This window comes from Arcobacter sp. AHV-9/2010, assembly GCF_004116575.1.
Classification (GTDB): domain Bacteria; phylum Campylobacterota; class Campylobacteria; order Campylobacterales; family Arcobacteraceae; genus Aliarcobacter; species Aliarcobacter skirrowii.
Genome location: NZ_PDKH01000001.1, coordinates 380,867 through 401,988, shown reverse-complemented (window position 1 = coordinate 401,988; position 21,122 = coordinate 380,867). Strand labels below are relative to the sequence as shown.

General features: G+C 27.3%; 23 protein-coding genes. 15 read left to right on the top strand and 8 right to left on the bottom strand.

Going from position 1 to position 21,122, the window contains the following annotated elements; all coding sequences use genetic code 11:
* Nucleotides 1–56 precede the first annotated feature (56 nt).
* From trmD to CRU94_RS02115, 3 genes are all read left to right on the top strand, one after another.
* Nucleotides 57–734: a tRNA (guanosine(37)-N1)-methyltransferase TrmD gene (gene trmD / locus CRU94_RS02125; protein ID WP_129105175.1), complete on the top strand. Its 678-nt coding sequence runs from the start codon at nucleotides 57–59 to the stop codon at nucleotides 732–734.
* A complete protein-coding gene (rplS, locus tag CRU94_RS02120) occupies nucleotides 731–1,087 on the top strand; it encodes a 50S ribosomal protein L19 (RefSeq protein ID WP_129105174.1) in 357 nt (118 codons plus the stop codon). Before trmD ends, rplS begins: the two co-directional genes overlap by 4 nt.
* Before the next feature lie 87 nt (nucleotides 1,088–1,174).
* Nucleotides 1,175–1,780 (top strand): DedA family protein, encoded by a 606-nt coding sequence (locus CRU94_RS02115; protein WP_129105173.1) that lies wholly within the window; start codon nucleotides 1,175–1,177, stop codon nucleotides 1,778–1,780.
* 1 nt (nucleotide 1,781) lies between these two features.
* On the opposite strand, the gene CRU94_RS02110 is transcribed toward CRU94_RS02115, so the two are convergent.
* Complete coding sequence (locus CRU94_RS02110) at nucleotides 1,782–2,891, bottom strand: aminotransferase-like domain-containing protein (RefSeq protein WP_129105172.1); 1,110 nt, start codon at nucleotides 2,889–2,891, stop codon at nucleotides 1,782–1,784.
* A 151-nt stretch (nucleotides 2,892–3,042) separates the two neighbouring features.
* Between CRU94_RS02110 and CRU94_RS02105 the strand changes: the two genes are divergently transcribed.
* From CRU94_RS02105 to CRU94_RS02090, 4 genes are read left to right on the top strand one after another with little or no spacing between them, the layout of a single operon-like run.
* Complete coding sequence (locus CRU94_RS02105; protein WP_129105171.1) at nucleotides 3,043–3,915, top strand: AraC family transcriptional regulator; 873 nt, start codon at nucleotides 3,043–3,045, stop codon at nucleotides 3,913–3,915.
* A 16-nt stretch (nucleotides 3,916–3,931) separates the two neighbouring features.
* Entirely contained in the window at nucleotides 3,932–4,708 is a 777-nt protein-coding gene (locus tag CRU94_RS02100) for an NUDIX hydrolase (protein WP_258237354.1), read from the top strand.
* Nucleotides 4,709–4,744: 36 nt separating this feature from the next.
* On the top strand, nucleotides 4,745–5,128 hold the full coding sequence (locus CRU94_RS02095; RefSeq protein WP_129105169.1) for a RidA family protein: 384 nt from the start codon (nucleotides 4,745–4,747) through the stop codon (nucleotides 5,126–5,128).
* A gap of 2 nt (nucleotides 5,129–5,130) precedes the next feature.
* Entirely contained in the window at nucleotides 5,131–5,487 is a 357-nt protein-coding gene (locus CRU94_RS02090; protein ID WP_129105168.1) for a hypothetical protein, read from the top strand.
* A gap of 3 nt (nucleotides 5,488–5,490) precedes the next feature.
* Here CRU94_RS02090 and CRU94_RS02085 read toward each other — a convergent pair whose 3' ends face one another.
* The 4 genes from CRU94_RS02085 to CRU94_RS02070 all read right to left on the bottom strand — a co-directional run bounded on the left by CRU94_RS02085 (nucleotide 5,491) and on the right by CRU94_RS02070 (nucleotide 9,417).
* Nucleotides 5,491–5,925, bottom strand: a complete 435-nt coding sequence (locus tag CRU94_RS02085; RefSeq protein WP_129105167.1) for a copper resistance protein CopD — start codon at nucleotides 5,923–5,925, stop codon at nucleotides 5,491–5,493.
* A 63-nt stretch (nucleotides 5,926–5,988) separates the two neighbouring features.
* Nucleotides 5,989–8,097 (bottom strand): helix-hairpin-helix domain-containing protein, encoded by a 2,109-nt coding sequence (locus CRU94_RS02080; RefSeq protein ID WP_375153670.1) that lies wholly within the window; start codon nucleotides 8,095–8,097, stop codon nucleotides 5,989–5,991.
* Entirely contained in the window at nucleotides 8,084–8,314 is a 231-nt protein-coding gene (locus tag CRU94_RS02075) for a hypothetical protein (RefSeq protein ID WP_129105165.1), read from the bottom strand. The genes CRU94_RS02080 and CRU94_RS02075 overlap by 14 nt, the downstream gene beginning before the upstream one ends.
* 14 nt (nucleotides 8,315–8,328) lie before the next feature.
* Complete coding sequence (locus CRU94_RS02070) at nucleotides 8,329–9,417, bottom strand: peptidase M42 (protein ID WP_129105164.1); 1,089 nt, start codon at nucleotides 9,415–9,417, stop codon at nucleotides 8,329–8,331.
* Nucleotides 9,418–9,621: 204 nt separating this feature from the next.
* Between CRU94_RS02070 and CRU94_RS02065 the strand changes: the two genes are divergently transcribed.
* On the top strand, nucleotides 9,622–11,205 hold the full coding sequence (locus CRU94_RS02065; RefSeq protein WP_129105163.1) for a nitrite/sulfite reductase: 1,584 nt from the start codon (nucleotides 9,622–9,624) through the stop codon (nucleotides 11,203–11,205).
* A 7-nt stretch (nucleotides 11,206–11,212) separates the two neighbouring features.
* Here CRU94_RS02065 and CRU94_RS02060 read toward each other — a convergent pair whose 3' ends face one another.
* Nucleotides 11,213–13,540 (bottom strand): fatty acid cis/trans isomerase, encoded by a 2,328-nt coding sequence (locus CRU94_RS02060; protein ID WP_129105162.1) that lies wholly within the window; start codon nucleotides 13,538–13,540, stop codon nucleotides 11,213–11,215.
* Nucleotides 13,541–13,632: 92 nt separating this feature from the next.
* On the opposite strand from CRU94_RS02060, the gene CRU94_RS02055 reads away from it, so the two are divergent.
* Genes CRU94_RS02055 through CRU94_RS02045 form a run of 3 tightly spaced genes read left to right on the top strand, consistent with a single transcriptional unit; the run spans nucleotide 13,633 to nucleotide 16,053 of the window.
* Nucleotides 13,633–14,514 (top strand): aspartate carbamoyltransferase catalytic subunit, encoded by an 882-nt coding sequence (locus CRU94_RS02055; RefSeq protein ID WP_129105161.1) that lies wholly within the window; start codon nucleotides 13,633–13,635, stop codon nucleotides 14,512–14,514.
* The gene (locus CRU94_RS02050; protein WP_129105160.1) at nucleotides 14,515–15,483 is read left to right on the top strand and encodes an aminodeoxychorismate synthase component I; all 969 of its coding nucleotides are present in this window, start codon (nucleotides 14,515–14,517) and stop codon (nucleotides 15,481–15,483) included. It abuts the gene before it with no gap.
* Nucleotides 15,484–15,492: 9 nt separating this feature from the next.
* A complete protein-coding gene (locus CRU94_RS02045; protein WP_129105159.1) occupies nucleotides 15,493–16,053 on the top strand; it encodes an aminotransferase class IV family protein in 561 nt (186 codons plus the stop codon).
* On the opposite strand, the gene CRU94_RS02040 is transcribed toward CRU94_RS02045, so the two are convergent.
* Complete coding sequence (locus CRU94_RS02040; protein ID WP_129105158.1) at nucleotides 16,050–16,604, bottom strand: PhnA domain-containing protein; 555 nt, start codon at nucleotides 16,602–16,604, stop codon at nucleotides 16,050–16,052. The two genes, CRU94_RS02045 and CRU94_RS02040, sit on opposite strands and share 4 nt — an antisense overlap.
* A gap of 111 nt (nucleotides 16,605–16,715) precedes the next feature.
* Here CRU94_RS02040 and CRU94_RS02035 point away from each other — a divergent pair, with 111 nt between their 5' ends.
* Both CRU94_RS02035 and CRU94_RS02030 read left to right on the top strand, forming a co-directional pair.
* Nucleotides 16,716–17,315, top strand: a complete 600-nt coding sequence (locus CRU94_RS02035; protein WP_129105157.1) for an HPP family protein — start codon at nucleotides 16,716–16,718, stop codon at nucleotides 17,313–17,315.
* A 50-nt stretch (nucleotides 17,316–17,365) separates the two neighbouring features.
* On the top strand, nucleotides 17,366–18,553 hold the full coding sequence (locus CRU94_RS02030) for an aspartate aminotransferase family protein (RefSeq protein WP_129105156.1): 1,188 nt from the start codon (nucleotides 17,366–17,368) through the stop codon (nucleotides 18,551–18,553).
* Between the two features lie 77 nt (nucleotides 18,554–18,630).
* On the opposite strand, the gene CRU94_RS09670 is transcribed toward CRU94_RS02030, so the two are convergent.
* A complete protein-coding gene (locus CRU94_RS09670; protein ID WP_257122387.1) occupies nucleotides 18,631–18,753 on the bottom strand; it encodes a hypothetical protein in 123 nt (40 codons plus the stop codon).
* Nucleotides 18,754–18,875: 122 nt separating this feature from the next.
* On the opposite strand from CRU94_RS09670, the gene CRU94_RS02025 reads away from it, so the two are divergent.
* Entirely contained in the window at nucleotides 18,876–20,462 is a 1,587-nt protein-coding gene (locus CRU94_RS02025) for a sensor histidine kinase (protein ID WP_129105155.1), read from the top strand.
* Nucleotides 20,463–20,479: 17 nt separating this feature from the next.
* A complete protein-coding gene (locus CRU94_RS02020) occupies nucleotides 20,480–21,115 on the top strand; it encodes a response regulator transcription factor (protein ID WP_129105154.1) in 636 nt (211 codons plus the stop codon).
* The last annotated feature ends 7 nt before the right edge of the window (nucleotides 21,116–21,122 follow it).

Sequence of the window (21,122 nt, the reverse complement as noted above, 5' to 3'; positions counted from 1 at the left end):
TATATAAAAAAAATTATGATAACATTCCAAACAAAAAAATTGATTGGAATTTTATTTTGAAGTTTACTTTTGTTACACTTTTCCCAAATTTAATTGAACCATATTTAAAAGATTCTATTTTAAATAGAGCAGTTGAATCAAATTTAATAAGCTATGAGTTCTATAATCCTAGAGATTTTACAACAAACAAGCACAAAAAAGTTGATGATGCTATGGTTGGTGGAGGAGCTGGAATGCTTCTATCTTGTCAACCGCTTTTTGATTGCCTAGATGAGATTAAAAAAAAAGATAAAGATGCTTATATTATATTTCCACTAGCTGCTGCTAAACCTTTTTGTCAAAATGATGCAAAAAGACTTGCAAAGAAAAAAAATATAGTAATGGTAAGTGGAAGATATGAGGGAATTGATGAGAGGGTTATTGAAAAGTATGCTAATGAAGTGTTTTCTATTGGAGAGTATATCTTAACAGGTGGAGAGCTTCCCTCACTAGTTATGGCTGATGCTATATCTAGAAATGTTCAAGGAGTGCTTGGAAATGAGGCTTCGCTTGAAATAGAGAGTTATGAAAACAATCTTTTAGAGGCACCATCTTTTACAAAACCAGAAAATTATGAAAATATTAGTGTCGTTAAAGAATTTTTAAAGGGAAACCATAGTAAAATTTGCGACTTAAAATTCCAGATGTCAATTTGTAAGACAAAATATTATAGACCTAGTAAGGAAAAACGATGAAAAACAGATACATAGCAAGCTTTGAAGCAGCACAAATAGCTTCTAAAGAAGTTCCAGCATTCAGAGCAGGAGATACACTAAGACTTGGTGTTGAGATTAAAGAGGGTGAGAAAAAAAGAGTTCAAACTTTCGAAGGTGTAGTAATTGGAAGAAGCGGAAACGGTGTTGATGCTACTTTTACTATTAGAAAACTTGGAGCAAATAATATTGGTGTAGAGAGAATCTTCCCTTTATATTGTGAATCTTTAAAAACTATTGAAGTGTTAAGAAAAGGTGATGTAAGAAGAGCTAAACTTAACTATTTAAGAACACTAAAAGGTAAAGCTGCGAAAATTAAAGAGCTAAAAAGATAACAATTAAGGCTCTTTGCCTTAATTTCTTCTAAAAATAAACTCTCTAAAAACTTCAATTTTTTTTTACTTTTTTAAAAAAGGAAAACTTTGTTATCACAAATAATCAATTTCATTGTAGAAACTGTTGGGCAACTTGGTTATGCGGGTATTTTTATAATGATGTTTTTAGAGAGTTCTTTTTTCCCATTTCCATCAGAAGTTGTAATGATACCAGCTGGATATTTGGCCTATAAAGGTGAGATGAATATCTATTTCGTAATTTTCTTTGGTATTTTGGGTTCACTTGCTGGAGCACTATTTAACTACTATTTAGCTATTAAATTTGGGAGAGCTTTTTTAATAAAATATGGAAGATATTTTTTTATAAAAGAGCAAACTATTATAAAAATGGAAGAGTTTTTCAAAAATCATGGACATATCTCCACTTTTTCAGGAAGATTAATTCCTGCTGTTAGACAATATATCTCTTTCCCAGCTGGACTATCTCGAATGAATCTTTTTATATTTTGTTTATATACAAGTTTAGGTGCTGGAATTTGGGTAGTTATATTAACAATCTTGGGTTACTATTTAGGCGATAATGAAGGTTTAATAAAAGAGTATTTAAGATATATCATTATAGTTATTTTAATTGCTCTTGCTATTTTAGCTTTTTGGTACTATAAAAAACTAAAAAAAGCAAAAGTTTTGTAAGCTATAAACAAGATTTTATAAGTTTTAAACCTTCTTCAATCTGCTTAAAACTTGAGTGAGTGTAGTTAAATCTAATCTCACTATTTGGAACTTTATCTATATAAAACTGATTTGCTGGAACATAAACAACTTTTTTCTTTAAACACTCTTGAACAAGAGCAAATGTATCAATTTTTTTATCTTCAAATCCACCATACAAAAACATTCCACCTTTTGGTGTTTGGTGTTTAAACTCTGGTAAAATTAAATTTAATTGTTTAGAAAAATATAAAGCCTTCTCTTTGTAATCATCTCTTATTACTTGTAGATGTCTCTCGTATTTATCGTTATCTTTTAGATATTCAGCCAAAATATATTGTGAAATTCCACAAGAGTGAAGATCAATACTCTCTTTTATAATAAGCAGAGATTTTATCTTCTCTTCGTCTGCTCGTATCCATCCAATTCTAAGACTTGGAACTAAAGTTTTAGAAAAACTTCCTAATAAAAAAGAGTTATTTGGGATAGCTTGACTAATATATGGCATCTTTTTTTCAAAGAATAGTTCACTATATGGACTATCTTCAATTAATATTCCATCATATTTTTTTACTATATTACAAACTGCTTCTCTTTTCTCACTGCTATAAGTTGTGGCACTTGGATTTTGAAAATCAGGAATTAAGTATGTAAGTTTTCTATTTTTAAAACTATTTTCAAACTCTTCAATATTTACTCCATCATCTTCAAGTTTTACACCATCCATTTTTAAATTATTTAATCTAAAAATATTCATAGCTCCTAAATATGAAGGCTCTTCGATTGTAATATCCTTATTTTCAAAAAACTTTGCCAATATATACATAGCTTGCTGGCTTCCTGTTGTAATTAAGATATTCTCTTTTGTTGTAGCAAAACCCTCATTTGTGTATCTTAAAGCAATTTGCTCTCTTAGCTCTTCTATTCCATTGCTAATTGTGTATTGATAAACTTTTGGATTATCAAGAATTTTTAGTGAAGCCTCTTTTAAATCAGAAGTTGGAAATAGATTTTGACTTGGAAGTCCTCCTGCAAATGAAATAGTCTCTTCATCAATAGCTTCAAGTATCTCTCTAATAAATGATCTTTTCATAAAATCTCCTTTTAAATGGTTTCCAATTTAAAAAGAAACCACTAATATTTTTAAAATTTTACATCAATAAAAAGATTAATACTTTACAAAAAATGCTTTTATAATTAGCAATTATTGCTAAAAATATATACATTTATTGATATAATACTTTATGAAAAAATCTACTTATGAAAAAAGAGCAAAAATTGCAAATGATGCAATGAACTATATTTATAAATATATTGATACAAATATAAATATAGATGAGTTAAGTTTACAATTAGATATTAGTAAGTTTCATCTTCACAGAGTTTTTAAAGAGGAGTTTGGAAAAAATATTTATGAAAGCATTAAGTCAATACGACTTGAAAAAGCTGCAAATTTATTAATTACAAATAAGTTTTCAACAATTACTGATATTTCAAATATGACTGGGTATAGCTCACAAACATCTTTTTTAAGAGCCTTTAAACAAAGATTTTCTATGACACCAAAAGAGTGGAAAAATGGTGGATATAAAGAGTATTCAAATAAGATTATTGAGAAAATATCAATTAGTAATGATTTGGATTTTTCAAATATTGAGCCAACAATTGTTAAAATGCCACAGATGAGAGCCTATTATATTAGACATAAAGGTTATGATAAAACTATTAAAAAAACATGGGCGAAACTTCAAACTTGGATTTATACAAATGATATAAAATCTTATAAACAGATGGCTTTGCATCATGATAATCCAATTATTACTCCACTTGAAGATTGCCAATATATTGCAATTGCAGTTTTAGATGAAAAAGAGCAGCTAAAAGATTTATCTCTTCCAACTTTGGATATTCCAAAGGGAATTTATGCAAAATTTAGTTTAAGTGGAAAATATGGAGATGTAATAAAACTAATACAGTGGGTTTATCATGTTTGGTTAATAGATAGTGGTTATGAAACAACAACAAATCCATCTTATACGATTTATGAGAAGAACCATTTTTTAAGTTTAGATGGTGAGTTTATTTTGGATTTTTATCTTCCAATAAAATATGTTTAAAATATAAGGAGTTATTATGAAAAGTAGTATTGAATATATAGCAAATTTTAAAACAAGTCTTGACCCATACAATGGAATTACAATTTTAAGTGAAGATTTACCAAAAGATATTTTATATTTTGAAAGAGATTTAAAAGATTTAATAGAAAATGTAAAAGATAATAAAAATTTAATTTGGATCTATATAGATATAAAAAAATCAGACTTTATTCCAATTGCTACAAAGTTTGGTTTTACTTTTCACTCTTGTAATAGTGATTATATATTGCTTGTAAAAATTTTAAAACAAAATGCAATAGTTCCAAATTTGGCAAATCATACTTTAGGAGTAGGTGCTGTTGTAATAAATAGTAAAAATGAGATTTTACTAATCAAAGAACAAATACGAAATGAGTATTATAAGCTTCCAGGTGGACATATTGATGATGCTGAGATGATATCTCAAGCTTTAAGTAGAGAAGTTTTTGAGGAGACTGGAGTTGTTGTTGATTTTCTTAAGATTGTATCTATTGGACATTTTTATCCACATCAATTTCATAAATCAAATCTATATGTTTTATGTCTTGCAAAGCCAAAGAGTTTAAAAATAGATGTAAAAGATAAACAAGAGATTAGTGAAGCTATTTGGCTTGATATTAATGAGATGTTTAAAAGAGATGATATTCACAATTACACAAAAACTATTGTAAAATCAGCATTGAGTGGTCAAGGATTATGTAAAAGTGAAGATGAAATTTTAACTCATTTGAAAAATCAGTTTGAGCTGTTTTTTGTAAAAGAAAGCAAAAACTAAATATAATACACACTTTAAAAATTAAAGGATAAAAATATGAAACAAATTATAAGTACAACAAAAGCTCCAAGTGCAATTGGACCATATAATCAAGCAGTTAATTTTGGAGAGTTGATTTTTACATCAGGACAAATAGCATTAAATCCAACTACAATGGAAGTTGTAAGTGGTGGAATAAAAGAGCAAACAAGACAAGTTATGGAGAATCTAAAAGCTATTTTACAAGAGGCTGGAAGCTCTTTTGATAATGTTATTAAAACAACTTGTTTTTTATCAGATATGGATAATTTTGTTGCTTTTAATGAGATTTATGGAGAGTATTTTCAAGTTTTATCAGCACCAGCTAGAAGTACAGTTGCAGTAAAAACATTACCAAAAAATGTTTTAGTTGAAGTAGAAGTAATAGCTTTTAAAAACTAAATATGTTTTTAGGAAAATGTCCATATTGTGATGATGGACAAATAGAGATTAGAAAAAAAGAGGTAAGAGGCAAAAAAGTAGAGCTTTATGCTTGTTCAAATGCCTCTTGGCTTACCGAAGATGGAGAGTTTTTTGAACTCTCAAGCTCTTCAAAGTGTTCATTTAGAATTTGGCAAAATGCCTTAAGTAGATATGGACACTATTTAAAACATAGTGAAATAAGAGCTTTATTAAACAATGAAGAGCTTGAATTAAAATTTAAAACTCAAAAAAGATTTGGACAAAAAGAGAGAAAAGATTACTTTAAAAAAGTAATCCTTCACCCTGAATATGGAGTTCAAATACTATTTGATGAGTAAAATTTATAAAAAAAACATAAGTTTTGCAATCACAACAATAGCAATTGAGAGAAGTAAAGCATAAGTGTGAAAGTGTCTCATAAATGCTATTGGCTCTATTTTTGCTAGTTTACAAAAAATTGTATAAACTACTCCCAAAATTATTAGTAAAACCAAAAAGAGTTTTATCCATAAAAGTATTTGTAAAGAGCTATTAAAATATCCAAGTTCTTTATTAATATAGTTTGTAAACATATATATACCACTTGATATTAGTACAACTACAACTAATGGATAGATTATAATTCCACGACCAACAATAGCACTTATCATCTTATCATAAGCCTCTTGACCAAGCTTTTTTTTAACTGCTGGAAATATAAATATATCTGCAAAAATAAAGCCCACAAAAATTATTGCACATAATAGATGAACTGTTTGAATTAATAGATACTCCATAAATACCCTTTTTTATTAGAATTATAATTAATAAAAAAGATATTTATCTTAACAAAAATCAATTTATTTTAAACTCAAAGATACTCTTTGTTTCTCTAAATCCACAGCTATTACTTTTAAATTTTCTAAATTTTGATTAATACTTAAAACATCACTTGGATGAGAGATTCTTTTTTGGCTAATTTGTGAGATATGAAGTAGGGCATCATTTTTTATTCCAATATCTATAAATGCTCCAAAATCTGTAATATTTCTTACAACTCCACTTAAAATAAATCCCTCTTTTAAATCATTTATATCTAAAATATCATTTGAAAATTTAACACTATTAAACTCAAATCTTACATCAAGCCCAGGATTTAAGAGCTCTTTTATAATATCTTTTAACTTTATAGTTGAAATATTTAAGCTTTTTGCAATATCTTCAAACTCTTTTATCTCATTGATATCATAATTTTTTTGAAGTTTTAAAGCAATTTCATAATCCTCTGGATGAATAGAGGTATTATCTAAAATAGATAAGCCATCTTTTATTCTTAAAAATCCAACACACTGCTCATAAACTTTTGCTCCAACACCTTTAACAGCAAGAAGCTCTTTTTTAGAGCTAAATTTTTTGATTTTTTCTCTATGCTCAATAATATTTAAAGCCAATTTTTCACTAATACCAGATACAAAAGAGAGCAGTTTGTATGAAGCTGAGTTTAAATCAACTCCAACTTTATTTACTAAATCAATAGTAATATTTTCAAGTTTTTTCTCTAACTCTTTTTGATTTACATCGTGTTGGTATTGACCAATTCCAAGAGATTTTGGATCTATTTTTACCAAAGCTGCCATTGGATCTCTTAATCTTTGAGCAATAGAAATAGCACCTTTAATTGTTACATCAAGATTTGGATACTCCAAAGAGGCAATTTTTGAAGCAGAGTAAACACTAGCTCCAATCTCACTTACAACTGCATAATTAATATTTAATCTCTTCTCTTTTATTAGCTTCTCAATAAAAGTTGCTGTCTCTTTACTTGCCGTTCCATTTCCAATAGCTATAGTTGTGATTTTATATTTATTGATTAAATCTAAAACTATTTTTGATGAGTTTATAAAATCCTCTTTTGGTTTTGTTGGATAAATAAGACTACTATCTAAAAATTGACCATTTTCGTTTATAACTGCTAATTTACATCCACTTTTATATCCAGGATCAACTCCAAGAATTACTTGATTTAGAAGTGGAGCTGTAAGAAGTAGCTCTTTTAGATTTTTTCCAAAAAGCTCAATTGCTTCTTTACTCGCTTTTTCTTTTAAATTCGTTATTGCTTCTCTTTTTAGTGTTGGAAGAAGTAATCTTTTTAATCCATCTTTGTAAGCATCAAATACTAACTCTTTTGAATCTTGTGCATCTGGTTTTATTTTATACTTTTTTATATTTTCTAAAATATAGTTCTCATCTATTTCAACTTTTATATTGAGTTGTTTCTCATTTACAGCTCTTAAAATTGCTAAAACTCTATGAGGTTTTATATACTTTATTTTTTCGCTTGCATTTGCAAAAGAGGCATAAAGACCATCTTTATCAAACTCTTTTGTAGCACTTACTTCTAAAATTCCCCAATTATTTATTAAATTTCTAACAATATCTTTAGATCTAAAATCATCAGCATATCTTTGAGCAATTATATCTTTTGCACCACTTATAGCATCCTCAATAGTTTTTATATTTTTATTTAAAAACTGTTTTGCTTTTTGTTCACACTCAAGTTTGCTATATCTCATACTTTGAATTATATTTGCTAATGGTTCAAGACCATTTTCAATAGCATTTGAAGTTCTTGATGATTTTTTATCTTTAAATGGTGAGTAAATATCTTCTAAAGCTTGTAAGGTTATAGCTTCATCTAAGCTTTTTTCTATATTTTCATTTAAAAAATTTCTCTCTTTTAAAAGATTTTTTATATCATCTTTTTTATTTAAGAGTTTTTTTGAGTACTCAAAAATCTCTTCAAAATCTCTAAGCTGTTCATCTGTTGCACTATTTGTAAACTCTTTTCTATATCTTGCGATAAAGGGAATTGTACACCCCTCATCCAAAAGTTTTATTATATTTTCAATAACATTTTTGCTAAGTAGCGTCTTTTTCTCTAAAATATCTATTAAATTAATCTTCGTCAAAACTTCCCTTAGAGATATGAGAGTAGCTATCGTCACTATAATCGTAGTTATCATAGTCATCATAATCAACTGTAAAAATCTTTGGATAACCAAGTTTTAAAAGTTCTTTATCAATATTCTCTTCGCTTAATCTATTTTTTACTCTATTCATAATAAGTTCAATGTCCTCTTCTTTTACATCGTTTGCTCTTAATTCATAAATAATAGCTAAATTCATTTTTTCCTTCTTGTTTAAATATTTTTAGTTTTTATGTAAAAACTGCTTAAAATAAAGATGATAGATTTAACAGACAAAATATTTGCTGTTTCATCAACAGTATGGTAACCAGTTGTGGGTATTTGCAAAGTTGTACCTTGAATCTTTTTATTAGATTCCATAATAATTCTTCCTAGTTCTGTACTTCCAATACTAATTGGTTTTAATCCCTCTTGAACTCTTTTTTTATTCTTTTCAATTATAAATTTATCTTTACAAGAAAATGTTATTCTATTTTTTTTGCAAAACTTTTTTATCTCATCTAAAAGTGGTGATTTAAATCTTGCATTTACATCCTTGTTTCTTAGTACAACCATCTGTTTATCGGCTTCTTCTCTTGATTCATAAGGACTTGTATCCAAAACAATTAATTTGTCAGTTGAGACTTTATTCTTTTTAAACCACTCATTTATGTATCTCCAACTCTTTCCAGCCTCCTCTTGAGCTGTAAAAAAAGCTGTACCTTCATAACCATTTTGGTACAAAAAAAGAATAATTGCAGCACTAATAACATTATCAAGCTGAGCTGAGATTAGGTCACCATCTTGTTTTAGTTTATCTATAAATGCAATTGGTGTGCTAGGAAGAAGGTGTGAGAGTCCATCTATTTCAAAGACTAAGTTGTTTATCTCCTCTTTTAAAAAGGCATCTTTTATTTTACCAGTTCCTAAGTATGAACCACTAAAAGGGTCATAAGCGTGAACACCTTGATTTATATATCGTTTTGAGATTTGTTGAAAAGTTTGTTCAGAAAGAGAGTTTCCTCTTAAGTCAGATCGATTTTTTGCCAAAAAAGCTGCAAATTGGAACTCATTTGGACCTGTACAAATAACCCCGTGCCTATCAATATGAGCGCTTAAAAATCCATTTTTTGGCTCTTTACCAATAGCTACTAAAAGACCATCATAGTGCTCTGTTTTAACACCAAGTTCATCAAGTTCTCTTTTTAAATATAGTAAAAATGAGTGCTCAGCACCTGTTACAGAAGGAACACGAATAAGTTGTTTTAGTAAATCTAAAAATAGATTAAAATTTTTTTGCTCATTTAAAAATGAAGCATTCAAGGGTGTCTCCTAGAAATTTTTAGAATAGATAAAACTACTCTATGGGTGGAATTATAGACTAAAAAATTAGTTTTTATTCTAAAAATTTGCTTAAATATTTTTTTGAGCAGTATAGTTTATTAAATTAATCAAGATTATATTAATCTATATTTAAAGTATGATTGATATACTTTCATAATTTTAATTTTAAAATAGGAATATTAAATGGCAGAATTATCAGAACTTGAGAAGTTAAAAGCATCAAGAAATCCGCTTAGAGTAATAGATGATTTATATAAAGAGGCACTAGAAGGGATCCCTTTAAAAGATGAGTACATAGGACTTTTAAAATGGTATGGAATGTATCCACATGTAAACAAAGATGGATTAGAAGATAAAAAATATTTTATGAAAAGAATAAAACTAGTTGATGCTAGAATGAATTTAGAGCAACTAAGAGTTATGAGTGAGATTGGTGTAAAGTATGCAAAAGGTTTAGTAGATTTTACAACAAGACAAAATGTACAGTTTCACTACATAGAGATAAAAGATATTCCAGCAATTTTTGATATGCTAGGAAGTGTAAATTTAACATCAAGAATGGCATCTGGTGATGGACCTAGACCTATTATGACATGTCCTGTTAGTGGAATAGATGATGGTGAGATTTATGATGTACAAGAGTTATTAAAAGAGGTTGATAGTTATTTTGATAAAAATGATGATAGATTTTGTAACTTTCCAAGAAAGTATAAAATAGGAATTAGTGGTTGTAAGTGTCACTGTGCTGCTCATGAGATTCAAGATGCAGCTTTTACAGCTATGAAGACAAAAGATGGTGAAGTTGTTTTTGATTTAACTATTGGTGGGGGATTATCAAAATCTAAACAGATAGCAACTAGAGCAAATAAGTATGTTAAACCAAATCAAGTTTTAGATGTTGCTGTTGCTTGTGCTGAGATTTTTAGAGATCATGGAAATAGAGATAATAGAAATAAAGCAAGAGTAAGACATCTTTTAAATGATTGGGGAATAGAGAAGTTTGTTGAAGAGATTGAGAAAGTAATCGGATATAAACTTCAAGATGGTTTAGAAGCTCCAATTGTTGCATCATATGAGAATAGAAACCATTTTGGAATAAACAGACAAAAACAAAAAGGTCTTTTTTATGTTGGATTTGCAACAAACTCAGGAAGAGTTGCGGGTGAGGATTTTGTAAAATTCTATGAGATTTGTAAAAAATATAGTGCTGGTGGAATAGCATTAACTGGAACTCAAAACTTTATAGTTTATGATGTTAAAGATGAAGTTGTTCAAGCTTTAGCTGATGAGTTTCAAGCTTTAGGATATCCATATAAACCAAATCCTTTTAGAGCAAGATTGCAATCTTGTACAGGAAAAGAGTTTTGTAAATTTGGAATAACTGAAACAAAAGAGTACGCAAAAAAAGTTGTGCTTGAGTTGGAGCAAAAATTTCCAGATTTTGTTGAGGATTTAAGTATTGCAATTGCTGGTTGTGGAAATACATGTTCTCATCCGCAAATAGCTGATATTGGTTTTGTTGGTTGTATGATGAGATATGAAGGTGAGAGAATTGAAGGTTATGAGGTCTTACTTGGTGGAAATTTAGAAGGTACAACTAAAAGTAGAATTGCAAGAAAAGTTGGTGTTAAAATTCCAGCAACACAAGTAGTTGATTATGTAGGACAATTAATAAATAATTACAAAGAAAATAGTCTTGGTCAAAAAAGATTTAAGGATTATTTAGCAATTTTAGAACCAGTTGCAAGTGTAGAAGAGGCTGAATAAGCCTCTTTTAATCAATATTTTCATCAATAGCTTTATGATAGTATCTATTTAAATCAAAAAGTCCAAACTCAATTGGATTTGATTTTTCAAACTCTTTTGTAAACCAATCATAGTGTTCCCAAAAGTTTGGATTTGCTCTGTTTATTGCAAATCTTGATATATTTTTTATGCACTCTGTGCTATTTTTAAAATTCTTTAAAGAGTTAAAGAAACTTGGAATATCATCTTGATTTATTATAAAAAACATATTTGGATAGGCACTTACAAATCCTTCAACAAAATCAATATCATCTTTTGAAGGATCTAATCTTGACTCCTCTTTAAACATCAAAGCTACATTATCATGCCATCTATTTATAACCATAGAGTAGATTAAATTTGAACCATTATTTAGTTTTATTCTTATTAAAGTTGCATTTGCGTCATAACCTGTAAAATATTTTGTAAAATTTTGACTATTTGGTAGTGATAGAGCTCTAAATCCCTCTTCAATCTCTTTTTTGTTTTTATAACTACTTCTTATTTTGCTTGGAGTATATTTTTCATAAGTATAGTTTATAGAATCTATTGGAGTATCTGTATATTTTAGAATTTTAGAAATCAACTCTTTTTTGTAATCTTTAGTATGAAAATCAATAGCTGTCTCATTTTGTGATGGAGCATAGGTTGTGAGATATTGAGCCAACCAACCTAAATACCAAGAGTTAAAATATCCATCTCTTGTTGCTTTTGGTAAAAACTCTAAAAACATACTCTCACCTTCAACTCTTAATCTATCCATATGAGTTCTTACAAGAAGTTGGTGTGCTGTATTTCCATAAACATCAAAACCAGCAACCAAAGAGTAGTAAATACGCTCTAATAGTGGAAAATCTATAATCCACATATTTTTTGGAGTATTACCTAAAGCCCCTTTATGAAGTGATGCTGTATCAAAGTGTCTATAAACTGTTAAAATAGAGTCATCTTTTTTACTCTTTCTTAAATACTCTAGTTTTAATCCATCTTTGTAGTGTCTATTATAAACTTCAGCTTTGCTTTTAAAATATGCTAAAACTTCATCTTCGTGCCCTAAGTTTTTAAATGTTTTATATAAAGTTGGATCTTCTCCTAGTTGATTTGGAATCTCTAAATTTTTTAAATTTTGCTCTAAAAACTCTTTGTCCACTACACTTAAATCATATTTTGGATCCATAAATGCAAGCCAAAAATGGTCTTGAATAACATTGAGTGCAATTTGACCTTTGCAAACAGGACCTTTAATAAATGTATTTACAAAAAAATATACATCTTCTAATAAAAATTGATATCTACTTTTTGCAGGAATTTGCTTAAACACCTCAAGTGCATTTGGTGCTTTAGTTTTATTAAAACTTGGCATATATGGTTTTTCATTCCATTTTGATTTTATAAACAAATTATTAAAAAGTGCTAATTTTTTATCATCAATTTTATATGGCATATGAGTTTTATGAACTCTTGTTTGCTCACTAACTCTAACTCTATAATAGTATGGTTCATCAATTTTATCATAAGGAAATGTTGTAGGAATAATTTCAGGTTCAAAAGGAGATGCAGTTTTTGAACGAATTAACTCAAAAAAATTACCACTTTTTTCTTCAAAATAAATATCTGCTAAAAATAGATGTTCATAGATATATCTAGCAGTTACTTGATGCTTTATTGAAGAGTTATTTAAAAAATCTTCAAGTTTTTTTATCTGCTGTTTTTCAAAATTTGTTATAGATATTTTTGTATCATCAATGGCATTTTCATCAAGCCAAGTCATTATTAGGTTATACTCATCTTTACTAATAGCTGGAAAACCATAAGGCATAGCTTTGTGTGGATTTTTTTCAAAATACTCTTCAAGCTCATCTTGATTTTGAGAGCAAGTTAATTTATCTGTTTCAGGAGAGTAGTTACCAATAATTTGTGGATTTAACTCTTTTTGAAATAAAAATTGCATCATAATTGATTCATTATTATCTAAATCTTTATCTAAAACAGATGTGAAACCTTTCTCTCTCCACTCATTTGTATCTTTTGCATCAACATATAATCTTGTAGGAGAGCTCGCATTTATTCTAGTATCATATACTAAAGCTTTTGTAACTCCTCTATTAACTCCTGCAAAACTCTCCATTTTTAGTTGACAAGGTGAGTTATAACATGAGTGACAAGATACACAACGACTATCTAAAATGGGTTTTATATCTTTTGTATATGATATTTTTTTATCAACTCGATCAAAAACAACTGGATCTAATGGTTTTGAAGAACAACCAAAAAATAAAAATGTAAATAAAATTATAAATGTAAATTGTAGATTCAATTATTATCTCCTATAGTAAAAAATTATGATTATACTCAATTTTGTTTAAAGAGCTTTTTGCTAATATTCCAAACTAAAATTAAAGGAAAAAAATGCAACACCTAATAAGAACTTCCGACTTCACTAAAGACGAAATCTTGGCTATTTTTGAAGATGCTAGAGCATTTAAAGAGGGAAAGCTTAGTAAAGTTTTAGAAGGTAAAATTATTGTAACACTATTTTTTGAAAACTCTACAAGAACAAGAACATCTTTTGAAATTGCTGCAAAAAGGCTTGGAGCTGAAGTTGTAAATTTAGATGTTGGAACTTCATCTCAGAAAAAAGGTGAAACTATGTATGACACAGTTTCAAACTTAAATGCTATGAATCCAGATGCAATAGTAATAAGACACAGTGTTCATGGACTTCCAGAGAGCTTAATAGGATATGTAGATTGTCCTATTATAAACGCAGGAGATGGAAGACACTCACATCCAACTCAAGCTTTTTTAGATCTTTTTACAATTAATGAATATTTTGGTGGAAAAACTGAGGGTAAAAAAATAGCAATTGTTGGAGATGTTAAAAACTCAAGAGTTGCTGGAAGTAATAGAAGATTGCTTCCTAGATTTGGAATTGATGTAAATTTAGTAGCACCTGATTGTTTTAAATATGAAGGAGACGATTTTAAACAGTTTGATACAATTCAAGAGGTAATTGATGATATGGATATTGTTATGAGTTTAAGAAGTCAATTGGAAAGACACAATATCACATATTTTGAGTCACTTCAAGAGTATGCAAAAGATTTTTGTATTACAAGTGAATTGATGGATAGAAAAGAGTTTTTACTTCTTCATCCAGGTCCTGTTAATAGAAATATTGATATTACAGATGATGTTTTAAAGCACCCAAGATGTAAAGTTTTAGAGCAAGTTACAAATGGTGTTGCTATAAGAGCTGCTATTTTAAAGAAACTAATTTTAAAATCTTAAGTGAAAATAGAAAAAATTAAAGAAAAACTAAATTTTTATGGCTCTTGTAAAGAGCCATTTCTTTTTTTGTTATCATATGATTTAAAAATTTTTTATATTGAAAAGTTAAGTAAGAAATCAAAGAAAATCAGATATAAAATCTCTTCAAAAAATAGTAAAAATCAAAAAAATAGTAAAAAATATTTTTTTAAAAAGTATCCAATAGATTTTAAAAACTATAATAATAAATTTCAAACTATTCAAGAGCAAATAAGAGCTGGAAATACATATCTTGCAAATCTAACTTCACAAACAAAAATAGATACAAACTTAAGTTTAAATCATATTTATAAAACTTCAAATTCACTTTTAAAATTAAGAGTAAAACTGAAAAAAGCAAATTTCGTCTGCTTTAGTCCCGAAAAATTTATAGATATAGTTGATGATAAAATCTATACTTATCCTATGAAAGGAACTATTGATAAATCTATAAAAGAGTCAAAAGAGCTTCTTTTAAATAGTACAAAAGAGTTAGCAGAACACACTATGATTGTAGATTTACTAAGAAATGATTTAGGAAAAGTTGCAAAAAATATAGAAGTTGAAGAGTTTAGATTTATTGATGAGATTAAAACAGATAAAAAAGTATTACTTCAAACAAGTTCTAAAATATCTGGAAAGTTAGATGATAATTGGAGTGATAATTTAGGTGATATTTTATTAGCTCTTCTTCCAGCTGGAAGTATTACAGGAACTCCAAAAAGATCAACTATTGATATTTTAAAAAAAGTAGAAAATTATAATAGAGGTTTTTATACAGGAATTTTTGGAGTTTTTGATGGAAAAAATCTTCAAAGTTTTGTCTTAATTAGATTTATTGAAAAAATAGATGGAGAACTTTTTTATAAAAGTGGTGGTGGAATAACATCTGATAGTAAAGCAAAAGATGAGTATAAAGAGCTAATAGATAAAATCTATTTGCCATTTTAAAGGATTGTTATGTTTTTTGAGACTATAAAGTGTGATGATTTTGAGATTTTTAATTTGGATTATCATAATAAAAGAGTGGCTTTTACTATTGGAAAAAATCTAAATCTTCAAGAGTATATAAATCCAATTAGTAATGAACTTCTTAGATGTAAAATTATTTATGATGAGAATGAAGTTTTAGATGTACAATATTTCCCTTATAAAAAAAAGCAGATAGATAGCTTTAAAGTAATTTTTGATGATAGTATAGACTATTCAAAAAAGTATTTAAATAGAGATAAATTAGATTTTTTATATTCACAAAAAGATAGTTGTGATGAGATAATTGTTTTGAAAAATGGCATTGTAACAGATACAAGTATTGCTAATATTGCTATATTTTATGAAAATCTTTGGATTACTTCAAAGCAGTGTTTACTAAATGGAACTACAAGAGCAAGATTGATTGAAGAGAAAAAGATTTTTGAAAAAGATATTACCTTGGAGATGTTAAAAAAAGCTCCAAAAATAGCACTTTTAAATGCTATGATTGATTTTTATATTATTGAAAAACCAAAGATTTCTCTTTAGTTTTTCTTTACAAATTGAGTTAAAATTACAATTTTTACACCATTAACTCTTCCTTCAATTTGCCCCTCTTCTCTTCCAAGAGTTATATTTCTAACAGCAGTTCCTCTTTTAGCAGTAAAACCAGCCCCTTTTACATCTAAATCTTTTATAAGAGTAACTGTATCTCCAGCACTTAAAACAACACCATTGCAATCTTTTTGAACAATGCTATCATCAAAACTCTCAAGACCTTTATTTGCCCACTCTAAAGTCTCTTCATCTAAATATATCATATCGAGTAACTCTTGATTATCAAGTTTTTTTAACATTCTATATGATAAAACTTGAACAGCTGGAACTGTACTCCACATAGATTCACTCAAACAGTACCAATGGTTTGAATCAAGTTCACAACTATCTTCAAACTGATTTTTGCATTTGTCACATAATAAAGCAGATGTTTCTAAACTTCCATCGCTTGGACTTACCTCAAAAATATCCAAATTCTCTTGATTTTTACAAAGCTCACATGAATTTTCAGCTCTTTTTATTAAATCTTCTAAAATTCCCATAAAGTCTATCCTTTTTAAATAATGTTCAAATTGTACCATACTTGATATAAATCATAAAAAAATGGTAAAAATTTTATTACCATAACTATTTTTAAAATTAGAGGTTATATTATGAAATATTTTTATAAATTATTTGCAAAAAATAATAAAGAGCTATTTGACAAATCAAATCTTTTTTGGTCTTGGATAGGCTCTTTTTTGGGACTATTAGCAATTGCATTTTTTCACAAAAACTTTTTAGGTGATTTAGATTTAAGTTTGGTTTTAGGATCTTTTGGAGCAAGTGCTGTTTTAATATATGGAGCTGTAAACTCACCTTTAGCTCAAGCAAAAAATTTAATAGGTGGACATTTAATTAGTGCTTTTGTAGGAGTTAGTTGTTATAAACTTTTTTCTGGAGATTTACTTTTGGCATCTTCAATTGCAGTTGCCACTTCTATTTTATTTATGCAATTAACTTTTACTTTACATCCACCAGGAGGCGCAACTGCACTTATTGCTGTAATTGGGACTTCTCAAATTCATGATTTGGGATATTTGTATTTATTGGTTCCAGTTTTAAGTGGAACTATAATCTTATTTTTAATAGCATTTATAGTGAATAATATACCAAAAAATAGAACATATCCACAAAATTATAAAAGCTATTATAAAAAATATTATCAAAGATATAAAAGAAAAAGTTTAAAGAGAAAAAGGAGCAAAAATTAATAGCAATAAAGATATAATAGAGTTTTAGATTGTAAAAAATTAGGAAAGATATGAAAGAGATAGAAAAATTAGATAAAGAGTATGTTCTTCACACATATGCAAGAAATTATGTTAATTTTAAAAAAGGTGTAAATGCAACTTTATATGATGATGAAAACAAAGATTATATAGATTTTACTTCAGGAATTGCTGTTTGTAGCGTAGGGCATGGAAACAAAAGAGTTGCAGATAAAATTTATGAACAAGTTTTAAATTTAACACATACTTCAAATTTATATGCAATAGAACCTCAAGCTAAATTAGCAAAAAAGATTAAAGAGCTAAGTGGTTATGATATTAGAACATTTTTCTCAAATAGTGGAGCTGAAGCAAATGAAGGAGCAATAAAAATTGCAAGAACTTATGGAGAGAAATTTGAGAAAAAAAGATATAAAATTATAACTTTAGAGCACTCATTTCATGGAAGAACAATCACAACTGTAAAAGCAACAGGTCAAAGTTCGATGCACCAAAGTAAATTTGCTCCATATCCAGAAGGGTTCTCATATAATAGTGCTATTGATGATATTTATAACTCTATTGATGATGAAACAGTTGCAGTGATGATTGAGCTTGTTCAAGGTGAGGGTGGAGTTTTTCCTTTTCCTAAAGATAAGATTCAAGAGTTAGCAAAGTTCTTAAAACAAAATGATATTTTATTAATAATAGATGAGGTACAAACAGGAGTTTATAGAACAGGGGAGTTTTTAGCTTCAAATTTATATGAAATAGAACCAGATATTATAACATTAGCAAAAGGTTTAGGTGGAGGAGTTCCAATAGGTGCAGTTTTAACAAAACATAAAGATATATGGAGTGCTGGTGATCATGGAAGCACTTTTGGTGGAAACTATCTTGTAACAACAGCTGCTTTGGAAGTTTTAGATATTTTAGAGGATTTAAAAGATAGTGGAACTTTAGATGAAACTATTATTTACTATACAAAAAAATTAGATGAGTTATATGAGAATAATAAAGAGATTTTTATATCAAATATTGGACTAGGACTTATGAGAGGATTAAGAGTTAAAGATGGTGATACTTTATCACTTTTAATCAAAACAGCATTTGAGTGTGGAGTTATGGTTTTAAAAGCAGGTAAAAATACATTAAGACTTCTTCCAGCTTTAACAATATCTAAAAATGAGATTGATGAAGGATTTAAAAGACTTCAAACTGCGCTTAATAAAATAAAATAGAATAAAAAAAAGTGGCATTTAAGCCACTTTTATAATTAGATGAATATAGAATAAGGTATGCCTCAATTAATTTAATATTAGAGCTTTATCCAACCGTCGCCATCATCTTCATCAAACTCTTCTTCAATAAATGAAATAATAATTTTTAGCCCCGATCTAAAAAAAGTAACTGAGTTATCAAAAAATAATAAGTTTTCCAAAGCTATTTCCTTGTTTATTAATCTTTTGGCGTATGAATAATAACAAACAGTTATGTCAAACTAATGTCAAAATCTCATTTAAAGAACTATTTATGTAAAATTTTGAACTTTCAGGAGGAAATATGAATTTAAAATTGCCAAAACCATCGACAGTCCTTTTTTTAAACATTTTGATTTTTCTAATCATTACTATGGTTGGTTATTTTATAATTTTTCAAAACTTTCAGATAAATAATAATAAAAATCAGGAGATAATTTTTTTTCAAATCAAAGATAAAAGTTCATCTTTATTAACAAAAATTTTAAATGAGTATCATATAAAAAAAGACTCAATAGAGAGTAGTCATCAAGATGCTTTAAAATTATTTAAAAAAGGTTTAGATGTTGCAGAGATAAAAAATATTTTAGATGAGAAAAATAGTTCAAGATATGAAGTCTATATTTTAGATAGTAGTTTTAAAATAGAGGATAGTTCACTTTTTTATGATATTGGTACAAATTTATCAATAGCAAAAAATGGTTTTTTAAACTACTTGAAGAGCAATAAAATAGGAGTTGTAATACCTGAATATTCAAATGAGTTTTTACAATTTATAAGTTACACAGTATCAAAACTTGATGATGGAAGATATTTTACAATAATATATTTTTATGATGGATTTATAGAAGAGCTAAAAGCCATTCAAGAGTTAATTAATAGTGAAGATACTTTGACTAGTTCAATAGCTTATATAATATCAAATGATTATGTAGGTAATTTTGCATTTAAATCTGTTCCATCTTATAAGCAAACAATTATGGATTTGCAACAAAGATTTGAAAAAGGTGGAGAGCTTTTAAATACTTTGGGAGATAAAAGTTTTGTTACTTTTGAAAAGATAGAGAAAGATAAAAAGTTTAAAGTTTATAATTTAGTTCAAACAAGTCCAATATATGATGATGCAAAGATTTTGTATTGTATAGTTTTTGATGAAAAAGTTTATTTAGAGAAGATTTTTTATTTAAGAGTTGTATCTTTTCTCTCATTTATAATAGGAACTTTTGCAATTTATTTAATATATAGTTTAAGAAATACTGAGCTTCTTTTAAGTTATAAAGATAAGTTTATAGCACACTCTATTCATGAAATTAATACACCACTTTCAATTATTACAATTAATACACAATTAAGAGAGAAACTTTATGGAAGTGATAAATACTCTTTAAAGATAAATGGAGCTTTAAAAACTCTTGAAAACTCATATGAAGATATGACTTTTTTACACACCAAAGATAAAATAGAGTATGAGATAGTAGAGAATAATCTTCAAAGAGCTTTAGAGAGTAGAGTAAAATATTTTGATACGATTGCAAATAGTCAAAATAGAAATATAGAGCTGATTGTTTATAATAATTTATATTTAAAGATGGGTAAAATAGAGTTAAATAGATTGATTGATAATAATATTTCAAATGCAGTAAAGTACTCTTTAGTTGGAAGTATTATAAAAATAGTTCTAAAAGGAAATATTTTGGAGTTTCACTCTATTGGACAAAAAATAGAGAATCCTAAAAATATTTTTAAAAAATATAATAGAGAGAATAGAACAACTGGAGGTCATGGATTGGGATTAGCAATTGTAAGTGATATTTGTAAAAAGTATAATTTTACAATAGAGGTTGAGAGTAAAGATGCAAATATATTTAGATATATTTTCAACGAGTATTAAATTTTAGGTGAAGTAAAATGAGAGTTTTTTTATTAGAAGATGATTTTTCTTTAAATGAATCAATAAAAGATATGCTTGAGTGTGAATCTTTTTTAGTTGATTGTTTTTATGATGGAAAAGTTGCTTTAGATAGTATAAATAGTAATTATGATCTATTTATTTTAGATATATTTGTTCCAAATTTAAATGGAATTGAGCTTATGTATAGAATAAAAAAAGAGAATCAAAACTCTATTGTATTTATTATGAGTGCAAATATTGATATAAGTACAATTGAAGAGGCGTATAAAAAAGGTTGTGATGACTATATTAAAAAACCTTTTAATATTCAAGAATTACTTTTTAAACTGAAAAAATATAATAAAAGTGGTGAATTATTTAAGCTTGAAGATGAACTATTTTTTGATTTAAAATTAAAAAAATTAATATATAAAAATATAGATATAGAGCTTACAAAAAAAGAGAAACAGTTTTTAAATCTTTTAGTAGATAATCGTGGTTCAATAGTTAATTATAGTTTAATTGAAGATATTGTTTATGATGGAGAGTATAAAACTATTGATGCTATAAGAAGTTTAGTAAAAAGACTTAGAAAGAAACTTCCAAAAGATATTATATTTACAAATTTAGATCAAGGGTATTATATAAAATAGTTTATTT